The organism is Streptomyces sp. NPDC054841 (assembly GCF_053611045.1).
In genome coordinates this window covers 1-10,759 of the sequence record NZ_JBSGZO010000302.1, presented here as the reverse complement: position 1 = coordinate 10,759, position 10,759 = coordinate 1, and the positions used below count along the sequence as shown (strand labels likewise).

Annotated in this window: 8 protein-coding genes; all 8 read left to right on the top strand. The window is 72.5% G+C overall.

All coding sequences use genetic code 11. The features are described from left to right. Window positions 1-216 precede the first annotated feature (216 nt). The 8 genes from ACWGI8_RS30420 to ACWGI8_RS30385 all read left to right on the top strand — a co-directional run bounded on the left by ACWGI8_RS30420 (window position 217) and on the right by ACWGI8_RS30385 (window position 10,604). Window positions 217-3,777, top strand: a complete 3,561-nt coding sequence (locus ACWGI8_RS30420) for an AMP-binding protein (RefSeq protein ID WP_453665755.1) — start codon at window positions 217-219, stop codon at window positions 3,775-3,777. Next, complete coding sequence (locus ACWGI8_RS30415; RefSeq protein ID WP_453665753.1) at window positions 3,774-5,591, top strand: acyl-CoA dehydrogenase family protein; 1,818 nt, start codon at window positions 3,774-3,776, stop codon at window positions 5,589-5,591. Before ACWGI8_RS30420 ends, ACWGI8_RS30415 begins: the two co-directional genes overlap by 4 nt. Then, window positions 5,588-5,866 carry an acyl carrier protein gene (locus ACWGI8_RS30410; protein WP_453665751.1) on the top strand — a complete coding sequence of 93 codons (279 nt, stop codon included), beginning with the start codon at window positions 5,588-5,590 and terminating at the stop codon, window positions 5,864-5,866. Before ACWGI8_RS30415 ends, ACWGI8_RS30410 begins: the two co-directional genes overlap by 4 nt. Window positions 5,867-6,051: 185 nt before the next feature. Then, window positions 6,052-7,035 carry a 2,3-diaminopropionate biosynthesis protein SbnA gene (sbnA, locus tag ACWGI8_RS30405; protein WP_453665749.1) on the top strand — a complete coding sequence of 328 codons (984 nt, stop codon included), beginning with the start codon at window positions 6,052-6,054 and terminating at the stop codon, window positions 7,033-7,035. A gap of 8 nt (window positions 7,036-7,043) precedes the next feature. Continuing rightward, complete coding sequence (locus ACWGI8_RS30400) at window positions 7,044-8,381, top strand: condensation domain-containing protein (protein ID WP_453665748.1); 1,338 nt, start codon at window positions 7,044-7,046, stop codon at window positions 8,379-8,381. Then, entirely contained in the window at window positions 8,378-9,154 is a 777-nt protein-coding gene (locus ACWGI8_RS30395) for an FkbM family methyltransferase (RefSeq protein ID WP_453665746.1), read from the top strand. The genes ACWGI8_RS30400 and ACWGI8_RS30395 overlap by 4 nt, the downstream gene beginning before the upstream one ends. Window positions 9,155-9,228: 74 nt before the next feature. Further along, window positions 9,229-10,227, top strand: coding sequence for a 2,3-diaminopropionate biosynthesis protein SbnB (gene sbnB / locus ACWGI8_RS30390; RefSeq protein ID WP_453665744.1), 999 nt, complete (start codon window positions 9,229-9,231; stop codon window positions 10,225-10,227). 158 nt (window positions 10,228-10,385) lie between these two features. Next, a complete protein-coding gene (locus ACWGI8_RS30385; protein ID WP_453665743.1) occupies window positions 10,386-10,604 on the top strand; it encodes an MbtH family protein in 219 nt (72 codons plus the stop codon). The last annotated feature ends 155 nt before the right edge of the window (window positions 10,605-10,759 follow it).

Below are 10,759 nucleotides of genomic sequence, written 5' to 3'. Positions count from 1 at the left end.
CCTCCTCCGCCTTGCATCTGCACGCGCCAGACCCCGCTCGCCCCGCGGCGGTAGCCGCAGATGTCGCTGCCGGCCTGATCCGAACGACAGGCCCTGTCCGGCCGGCGCGCCCCGCGTATAGGAGCGCCATAGCGGCCCTGGCTTGGATGAGTTCCCGTACCGCCGCCCCAGCCGGACAAGCAGGTCAGCCACGGTGACCGGCGAGGACACTATGAGGTGAACGTGAGTAGTCGGGCCTCCGGCTTCGAGAGCTTCGTCAGCACGCTGCGCCAGCGGGCCGCACGGTCGCCCGCGCGCTGCGCCGTCCGCTTCTGCACCGACCGGGCAGAGGAGGAGATGTCGTACGCCGAGCTGGACCGTGCGGCGCGTGCCGCCGCACACCGGCTCGCCGCCCTCACCGCGCCCGGCGACCGGGTACTGCTGTCCTGCGGACCCGGAACAGGCTTCCTCCGCGCCTTTCTGGCCTGTCTGTACGCGGGTGCGGTACCGGTTCCGGTGCCGGCGCCCGGCGGCTTCGGCCGGCAGGAGTCCAGGACCACCGCGATCGCCCGTGACACCGGCGCCCGGCTGGTCCTCACCGACGAGGCGACGTACGCCGTCGTCACCGGCTGGCTGGAGCAGGAGGGCGACGCGCTGCCCGGACTGGCCGCGGTGACCGTCGAGTCCGCCGAGCGTGACGGCGACCCGGACGCCTGGACCGAACCCGCCGCGGACCCCGGGACGCTCTGCTTCCTCCAGTACACCTCCGGGTCGACCAGCGACCCGAAGGGCGTGATGGTCCCGCACGGCGCACTCGTCCACAACCTGCGCCTGATGCGCGACTGCCATGGCTGGCACGAGGGCATGACCTGGTGCAGCTGGCTGCCCGCCTACCACGACATGGGCCTCATCGCGATGATGCTCGCACCGCTCCACCTGGGCGGGACGGCGGTGCTGATGTCGTCCACCGACTTCCTGAAGCGGCCCGTGTCCTGGCTGCGGCTGATCGAACGGCACGGCGCCGAGATCAGTTGCGCACCGAACTTCGCCTACGACCTCTGCGCGCGCCGCCTCGGCGAGGAGCAGACCGCAGGGCTGGATCTCTCGCGCTGGCGCTACGCCTGCAACGGCGCGGAACCCGTGGACCCCGCCACCCTGGCCCGGTTCGCGGAGCGGTTCGCCGGCTGCGGCTTCGAACCGAAGGCGCTGCTTCCCGGCTACGGCCTCGCCGAAGCCACCCTCTTCGTCTCCGGTACCCGCGCCGACCAGCCGCCCACCGTGCTGCGCGCCGACCCCGCGGCGCTGGCCCGCGGCAAGGTCGCCGAGGCGGAACAGGCAGGTCTGGTGCAGGAGTTGGCGAGCAGCGGAATCGTACGCGGCCTGGACGTACGGATCGTCGATCCGCGGACGTCGGCCGAGTGCCGCGAGGGAACGGTGGGCGAGATCTGGATCCGCGGAGGCAGCGTCGCCCTCGGCTACTGGAACCGGCCCGAGGAGACCGACCGCACCTTCCGTGCCGTGACCGCGGGCGGCGACGAGGGTTTCCTGCGCACCGGCGACCTGGGTGCGCTGCGCGACGGCGAACTGTACGTCACCGGCCGCATCAAGGAAATGATCATCGTGCACGGACGGAACCTCTACCCGCACGACATCGAGCGGACCCTGGGGGACCTGTCCCCGTCCTTCGCCGGCCTCCCCGCCGCCGTCTTCCCGGTCCGCCCGGCGGGCGGACCGGCCCATGAGGAGATCGTCGCGGTTCAGGAGCTGCGCGCCCGCGGACTGAGCGAAGGGGAACTCACCGCCCTGGCCCGCACGGCGAGGACGAAGCTGGCACAGCGGCTCGGCGTGCGCGTCGGCGCTCTCGTCCTCGTCCGGGTGGGTCGTATCCGCCGCACGACCAGCGGAAAGATCCAGCGCTCACTGATGCGTTCGCTTTTCGAACAGGACCAGTTGGAGCCGCTGCACGAGGAGCTGTCGCCGGAGGTACGGACGGCATTCCGTCCGGCGGGACGGCTCCCCGTGCCCGCCAGGGAGCCGGGGCCCCACCGCCCGTACGCCCTCAGCGCGGCGCTGGAGGAGCGCCTCGGCGACCCGCGCGATCCCCGGCGGACGTTCTCCTTCGCGCACTCCGCGGCGCTCGACCGGGCCGAGGAGTTCCCCGCGGACATCTGCCGGGAACTCGACGGGCTCGGAGTGCCGCGCTGGTTCGCGCCCGCCCGGCACGGCGGTGAACTCCGCAGCAGCGAGGACCTCCTGGAGATCATCCGCACCCTCGGACGGCGGGACTTCACCGTCGCGCTCGGACACATCAAGACCTACCTCGGCGCCGTGTCCGTCTGGGTGGCGGGCACACCCGGGCAGGCGGCGGCGCTCGGCGCCCGGGTCGCGGACGGGGCCGTCGTATCGCTCGCACTGACCGAGCAGGCGCACGGCAGCGATCTGCTGGCCGGCGACCTCAGCGCCGTACGGACCGAGCGGGGCTGGCGTCTCGACGGCGAGAAATGGCTGATCAACAACGCCACCAGGGCCGGACACGTCTGTGTCCTCGCCCGTACCAGGCCCGTCGGGGGAGCCCGCGGGTTCAGTCTCTTCCTCGTCGACAAGGATGCGCTCGAGCCCGGCAGTTGGCGCCCGCTCGACGGGGTGCCCACCCACGGCGTGCGCGGCGCGGACATCAGCGGCATCGCGTTCGACGGCGCCGAGCTGCCCGCGGACGCGCTCATCGGCACCGAGGGCGGCGGTCTCGAGATCATCCTCAAGGGATTCCAGATCACCCGGACCCTCTGCTCGGCGATGTCCCTCGGGATGACCGACCAGGCCCTGCGGATCGCCCTGGACTTCGCCCGTACGCACCGGCTCTACAACCGGACCCTCGCCGAACTGCCGGAAGCCGCACGGACCCTGGCCGAGTCCTACGCGGATCTGCTCGCCATGGAGGCGGTCAGTCTGGTCGCCACGCGATCCGTCCACACCCTGACCGAGGAGCAGAGCGCGGTCTCCGCCGTCGTGAAGTATCTGGTGCCCACCCTCGGCGACGAGGTCATCGGCGCCCTGCGGGGACTGCTCGGCGCCCGGGCGATGCTGGTCACCGACCACGCCGAAGGCACCTTCCAGAAGATCGAACGGGACCACCGCATCGTCGGCATCTTCGACGGCAGCACCGCGGTCAATCTGAACACGCTGATCAACCAGTTCCCGGTGCTCGCCCGCGGCTACCGCAAGCACCTCGCCGACCAGGACGGTGTGGCCGGCGCGGCCCGGCTCGACGCCCCGCCGCCCGAGCTGGACCACGACCGGCTCACGCTCTACGCGCGGACCGGCTCCAGCGTCGTCCAGTCGCTGCCCGCCGCGGTGGACCGGCTGCGCACCCAGGTGCCGCCCGCCACCGCCGCCCGGGCCGGCCGGCTCCTCGCCCTCGCCGACGCGCTCCACGAGGAGCTCGCCACCCATCGGCACACCGCACGCGAGGTTCCGGAATCCGCCTTCGCGCTCGCCCGCCGCTACGCGCTGGTGTACGCGGGCGCCGCGAGCATCCACCTCTGGCTGGAGAACACCGGCACGCGAGCGGCGGCAGGACCGCCGTGGCAGGGGACCGGCTGGCTGGACGCCGTACTGGCCCGCCTCCTGGGCCGGCTGACCGGCGAACCGGACCTGGACGACACCGAAGGACCGGCGCTCGACGCGCTGTTGCCCGCACTGCACACGCAGCACCGCGGCGGACTGCTCTTCTCGCTGCTGCACTGCCCGCTGGCCGAGGCCGAGGGCGCCGATGACCTCGCGACGGAGGACGTGGCATGACACACCCCCTGACGACAGCCGCGCCCGAGTCCGCGGCCGCGCGGACCGAGCGGCTGGAGGAACTGCTCGGCGACCCCCTGGACCCGGCCAATCCGCTGGGCAACGCCGCCGTGCTGGCCGCCGACGAACGCGGCGAGCTGCTGCCCGAAGGGGAACGGGCGCTGCGCGCGTACGGTCTCGGCGCCGAGTTCGTACCCACCGCGCTCGGCGGCAGATTCGACCGCGCCGACCACCTGGCGCGGCTGATGCGGACCGTCTTCCGGCGTGACTGCGCCCTCGGCGTCGGACACGGCATCACCAGCTTCATCGCGGCCCTGCCCGTCTGGGCCGACGGCAGCGCCGAACAGCGCGGCCGGGCCGCTGAGCTGCTGCTCGGCGGCGGCCGGATCGCCGCCGCGTACACCGAACTCGCCCACGGCAGCGACTTCTCCCGCATCTCGCTCGCCGCCCGGCCGTCCCCGGACGGGACCGGCGGCTACGTCCTCGACGGAGGCAAGCAGCTCGTCAACAACATCTCGCGGGCCGAGGCCGCCGTCTTCTTCGCCCGCACCGACGACCGTCCCGGCAGCCGTGGCCACTCGCATCTGCTGGTGGACCTCGAAGCCCTGCCGCCGGACCGGGCCGACCGGTCCTTCCGCCACGCGACCTCCGGCGTGCGCGGCTGCCTCCTCGGCGGCATCGAGCTCGACGCCTGCCCCGTCCCGGCCGACAGCCTGCTCGGCGCCGAGGGCGGGGCCATGGAGACCGTCCTCAAGGTCTTCCAGGTCACCAGGAGCGTGCTCCCCGGCATGGTCGTCGGGGTCGGCGACACCCAGTTGCGCACGGTGCTCGCGTTCGCCCGCGAGCGCATGCTGTACGGGCGGCCGGTCGCCGCGCTCCCGCACGCACGGGAAGTCCTGACCGGCGCCTTCCTCGACCTGCTGATCTGCGACGCACTGTCGACGACCGGCGCGCGGTCGCTGCATCTGCTGCCCGAGGAGGCGAGCGTACGGTCGGCGGCCGTGAAGTACCTGGTGCCGAAGCTGCTCCAGGACAGCTCCTACCGCCTCGCCGTCCTGCTCGGGGCGCGCAGCTACGTACGCGAAGGGCCCTACGCCGTCTTCCAGAAGGCGGCCCGCGATCTGCCGGTCGTCGCCCTGGCGCACGCGAGCGGAGCGGTCTGCCGGGCGAACATCGTGCCGCAGCTGCCCCGGCTGGCCGAGCGGGCCTGGCTGCCCGCACTCGACGAGGACGCGCCCGCGTACCGCGCCGCGCCCGGCACGCTCTTCCGGCTCGACGACCCGCTGCCCCCCCTGGACTTCGGCCGCCTCGAACTCACCGCCCGCGGCACCGACGCACTCGCCGGCACCCTTCCGGCGATCGCCCGGGACCTCGCCGCCCGCGCGACGGGCGGCGAACACCGGCTCGCCGAACTCGCCGAGCTGGCCCGGCTGCTCACCGAGCAGCTCGCCGACCTGGCCCGCCGGTCGGCCGCTCTGCCGCCGCGCGACCGCACTCCGGTCGCGGGCCGCCGCGGCTTCCTGCTGGCCGACCGCTACGCCCATCTGCTCGCCGCGGCGTCCTGCCTCGGCATCTGGCGGGCGGCCGACGCGGACCCCGGCGGCGACCCGTTCCTCGCCGACCCGCTGTGGGCCACCGGCGCTCTGCGGCGCCTCGCCGAACGCCTCGGTCTGCGGCCCGCCCCGCTGTCCGAACACCACATCCGGCGGCTCGACGAGGAGCTGACCGGCAGGCACGACAGTGCCCACACCTTCGATCTGTTCCGTGGACGGCTCGCCCGGCGGCCCGTCCCAGCCCAGGGAGCCGCATCATGAGCACCGAGACGACCCGCACCGCCCCCACCGCCGAGGCGCACGAGATCCGCACCTGGCTGCTGGAACGTGTCGCCTACTACCTGGAGCGCCCCGCGGCCGAGATAGACGAGGGCGCCGACCTCGCCGAGCTGGGTCTCGACTCGGTGTACGCCCTGACCCTGTGCGGAGACGTCGAGGACCGCTTCGGCCTGGCGGTCGAGCCGACCATGGCCTGGGACCATCCCACCGTCGACGCGATCACCGCACACCTCGCCGAGGAGCTGGCCCGCCGCTGACCCCCCGCTCCTCCCGGCCGGCCGGGGGTGTCCCGGAGCTGTCCGGGCACCCCCGGCCCGTCCGTTTCCCCGGCCCGCCCGTTTCTCCGGCTCTTTTCCGTATAGGTGGGCTATAGCGGACCCGCACAGAATTCTCTGCGTCAAGCCGTCAATCCGGCGCAGTGACACGTCGGGAAGGGGCAGCCGTGCCCGAGCAACCGTTCCCAGGCATTCTGGCGACCGTAGGGAATACGCCACTGGTGGAATTCGAGAGGCTGCTGCCGGAATTCGGATCCAGAGTCTTCGGGAAAATCGAGAGATTCAATCCCGGCGGCAGCATCAAGGACCGGTCCGCGCTCGGCATGCTGCTCCACGCCATCCGCAGCGGCGAGGTGGAGCCCGGTCGTTCGGTCATCGTCGAGTCCAGCTCCGGCAATCTCGCCGTCGGACTCGCCCAGATCTGCCGCTACTTCGGACTCCGCTTCATCTGCGTGGTCGACGGCAAGACCACCGAGCAGAACCTCGCCATCCTGCGCGCCTTCCGCGCCGAGGTGGAAGTCGTCACCGAACGCGACCGGCTCACCGGCGAGTTCCTGCCCGTCCGGTTGCGCCGGGTGCGCGAGCTGGTCGCGGCGACCCCGCACGCCTACTGGCCCAACCAGTACGCCAGCCTCCTCAACCCCAAGGCGCACGAGACCACCATGCGGGAGATCGAGGAGGCACTCGACGGCAAGGTCGACTACCTCTTCTGCTCGGTCAGCACCTTCGGCACCCTGCGCGGCTGCGCCGACCACATCAGGGCCCGCGGCCTGGACACCACCGTCGTCGCGGTGGACGCACGGGGCAGCGCGATCTTCGGCCTGGAACCCACCCAGCGCCTCATCCCGGGGCACGGCGCCTCCGTCGTCCCCCCGCTGATGGACCCCGCCGCGGCCGACGACGTCGTGCACATCTCCGACCTGGAGTGCGTCGTCGCCTGCCGCCGGCTCATCGGCCGCGAGGCCGTGCTCGCGGGCGGCTCCTCCGGCGCCACCGTCGCCGCCCTGTGGAAATACCGGGACCGGATTCCGGAAGGGTCGAACTGCGTTCTGATCTTCCCCGACGGCGGCGACCGCTATCTCGACACCATCTATTCCGACGCCTGGGTGAGCCGGCATTTCGGCGAAGTCACGCATCTGTGGAAGGACTGAAACCGCCGATGTCCCTGTCCATCAGCCAGGAAGGGCTGTGGCTGGCACACCAACTGGACCCGGAGAGCTCCGCGTACAACGTGGTGCTCGCCGTACGGATCCGCGACCGGATCCGCGAAGAGCTCCTCCAGGAGGCGCTGACCGCCCTCGTCGCCCGCCATGAACTGCTGCGCTCCCGCTTCGTCGCCGGAACCGGCGGTCCGGAGCGGGTGACCGATCCGCCGAAGGCCGCGCGGCTCGACGTACGCGACGTGCCGGAAGCCGACGACGAGACCCTGTTCCGGCTCGCCCAGCAGGCCGGCGAGGAGCCCTTCCGCCTCGCCGCCCAAGGGGCCTTCCGGGCCGTGCTGCTGCGCCGAGCGCCCGACGACGCGGTACTCGTCACCGCCACCCACCACATCGTCAGCGACGCCACCTCGCAGTGGCTGCTCGTCCGCGACCTCCTCGACGCGTACGGGCGACTGGCCTCGGGACAGCGCCCCGGCACCGGTCCCGCACTGCCCGGCTGGGACGCGTACGTGGCCGCCGAGCAGCGCCTGCTGGCCTCGCCGCGCGGCGAACGCGCCCGCGCCCACTGGGAGTCGGTCATCGACGGCGTTCCGGCCGCCGACCTGCCCCCGGACCGGCCGCGGCCGGACACCCGCACGCTCAACGGCGCCACGTACGAACTCGTCCTGCCGCGGCGGACCGGGGAGGCACTCGCCGCCGCGGCGGCGGCTGCCGCCTCCACCCCGTTCGCCTGGCTGCTGGGCACGTTCCAGGCGGCCCTGCACCGGTCGGGCTGCGGACCGCGGTTCGTCATCGGCTGCCCCGTCACCACCCGGCTGTCGCCCGGCACCCGGGAGGCCGTCGGCTACTACGTCAACGCCCTGCCCATCGCCGCCTCCTTCACCACCGGCACGACCCTGCGGGACCTCACCGAGTCGGCGCAGCGGCAGCTGCGCCACGGCATGGCGCACGCCGGCTACCCGACGGAACTGCTGGAGCGCAAACAGCTCTTCCAGATCTCGATGACCCTGGTCGCCGCCGACCGGCTGCCCGTCGAGGGCCTCTTCGACGGGCCCACCACGGCCGGCGGACTGCGCATCGAGCTGTGCGACGTACCGCAGCAGGAGGGCCAGCAGGACCTCACCGTGGAGGTGCTCCAGGGCGCCGCCGGATTCCGGTCCGTCATGCGCTTCAACACGGACCTGTACGACCGAGCGACGATCGAACGCCTCGCGGACATCCACCTCCGGATGATCGAGGCGGCCCTCGACGACCCCTGCACCGCCGTCACCCAGGTCCCCCTGGTGGACGAGGACCAACTCGCGCAGTTGCTGGCACTCGGGAGCGATGCCCCATGACCGGTCAGAGCCAGTGCGTCACACTGCCCGACGGCCCCGAGGTGTGGTGTACCCATGTGCCCGCCGCCGTCGTCATGTGGCGGGAGATGCTGCCCCCCGGGGCCTACCACCGCGCCGCCGAGCGACTGCGCGACGGCGACACCGTCTTCGACATCGGCGCCAACATCGGTCTGATGTCGGTCTACTGCGCCCGGCTGTGTCCCGGCGTCAGAATCATCGCCGCGGAGCCGGCTCCCGAACTCCACGCCTGTCTGGAACGCAATCTCGCCCGGCACGCGACGGCCGCCCGCGCCGAGTGCACAGCCGTCGCCGACCGCCCCGGGGAACTGCGTTTCACCTACTACCCCGACGCCCCCGGCAACTCCGGAATCCATGCGGACCGGGAGGCCGACGACGAGATCACCCGGGTCTTCCTGCGCAACTCGGGGGTCGAGCCCGAGGACGCCGAGGAGCTCCTCGAGGGGCTCCACGACGGCGTGGAGCTCACCGTGCCCGCCGTCACCGTCTCCGATCTGGTGCGCCGCCACGGCGTGTCCCGCATCGACCTGCTCAAGGTCGACGTCGAGCGTGCCGAACTCGACGTGCTGCGCGGCATCGACGCCGGCCACTGGCCGATGGTCCGCTCGGTCGTCGCCGAGGCCCACGACGAGGACGGCCGGCTGGACGCGGTGACGCAGCTGCTGCGCGCCCAGGGCTTCGAGGTGTCCGTGCACCAGGATCCCCTGCTCACCGGCACCGGCCTGTACGACATCGAGGCCCATCGCGCCGTATAGGGCGGCTATAGCGGCCACGCCCAGCATCGGAGCCGTCGTCAGAAGACCAGAGAAGACCACAGAGAGGCCCTGAAATGCTGATTCTCCGGCGCGCCGATGTGACGGACGTGCTGTCCGGCCGGGAGACGGAGATCATCGACCTCGTCGCCGACGCGTACCGCCTGCACGACGAAGGGCGGACGTCCCTTCCGCACTCGACCTTCCTCCGCTTCCCCGAGGAGCGGCACAGCCGGGACCGGATCATCGGGCTGCCGGCCTACCGCGGCGGGGAGCGGCCGGTCGCGGGGATGAAGTGGATCGCCTCCTTCCCCGGCAACGTCGCGGCCGGCACCGAGCGCGCGAGCGCGGCGATCGTCCTCAACTCGCTCGACAACGGGCGCCCGGTGGCGTTCGTCGAAGGTGCGGTGATCTCCGCGAAGCGGACCGCCGCGAGCGCGGCGCTCGCCGCCCGCGAGCTCACCCGCGGCAACCCGCCGCACTCCGTCCTGCTGATCGGCTGCGGCGTGATCAACCTGGAGATCCTGCGCTTCCTCGCCGTGGCCCTGCCCGGACTGCGCGAGGCCGCGCTGTACGACACCGACCCGGCCCGGGCCGAGGCCTTCGCCGGGCAGTGCGCACAGGCGGCACCCGGGGTGAAGGCCTACCCGGTCGACAGCCCCGCCGCCGCGCTCGGCGCGCACCGGCTGGTCTCGCTGGCCACCACCGCGGCCACCCCGCACATGGACCTCACCGACTGCGGGCCCGACACCACCGTGCTCCACATCTCCCTGCGGGATCTGACCCCCGAAGCCGTCCTCGGCGCGGTCAACGTCGTCGACGACGCCGATCACGTGTGCCGCGAGCGGACCTCACTGGACCTGGCCCAGCAGCGCACCGGCAACCGGGACTTCGTGGCCGCGTCCATCGGCGCCCTGCTGCGCGGCACCGCGACCCTCGACCGCGCCTCCGGACGGCCCGTCGTCTACTCCCCGTTCGGCCTCGGCGTGCTCGACATGGCGCTCGCCGAGTACGTCCGCGAGGAGGCGGGGCGACAGGGCCTCGGGATCCGCGTCGACGACTTCCTGCCCGCCTGAACCCCTTCCCCCGCCTGAACCCCTTCCCCCGCCTGAACCCCTTCCCCCGCCTGAACCCCTTCCCCCGCCTGAACCCCTTCCCCCGCCTGAACCCCTTCCCCCGTCTGAACCCCTTCCGCACACCCCTTCCGCACAGCCCTACCGACCGAGGAGCCGGCATGACCGCCGAACAGAACGACGACCGCATCTACCGCGTGGTGCTCAACGACGAGGAGCAGTACTCGATCTGGGCCGCCGGGCGCGACCTCCCCGCCGGCTGGCGCGCGGAGGGCACCGAGGGCACGCGTGAGCAGTGCCTCAGCCGGATCGCCGAGGTGTGGACCGACATGCGCCCGCTGAGCCTGCGCCGGCGCATGGACGAGAACGCCGCGGCCTGAACCGCCCCTCCCCACCACCCACGCCCAGGTCTTCGACAGGAGCACACGTGAACGCCGAACTGCTGCCGGAACGCTTCGCCGAGCAGGCGTTCCGTACCCCGGACGCGGTCGCCGTCGTCGACGGCGACCGGACGGTGACGTACCAGGAGCTGGAC

What these genes read in the sequence shown, in the direction of transcription:
- ACWGI8_RS30415 (WP_453665753.1), top strand. Translation starts at nt 3,774, where the DNA reads ATGACACACCCCCTGACGACAGCCGCGCCCGAGTCCGCGGCCGCGCGG.
- ACWGI8_RS30410 (WP_453665751.1), top strand. Translation starts at nt 5,588, where the DNA reads ATGAGCACCGAGACGACCCGCACCGCCCCCACCGCCGAGGCGCACGAG.
- ACWGI8_RS30400 (WP_453665748.1), top strand. Translation starts at nt 7,044, where the DNA reads ATGTCCCTGTCCATCAGCCAGGAAGGGCTGTGGCTGGCACACCAACTG.
- ACWGI8_RS30395 (WP_453665746.1), top strand. Translation starts at nt 8,378, where the DNA reads ATGACCGGTCAGAGCCAGTGCGTCACACTGCCCGACGGCCCCGAGGTG.
- sbnB (WP_453665744.1), top strand. Translation starts at nt 9,229, where the DNA reads ATGCTGATTCTCCGGCGCGCCGATGTGACGGACGTGCTGTCCGGCCGG.
- ACWGI8_RS30385 (WP_453665743.1), top strand. Translation starts at nt 10,386, where the DNA reads ATGACCGCCGAACAGAACGACGACCGCATCTACCGCGTGGTGCTCAAC.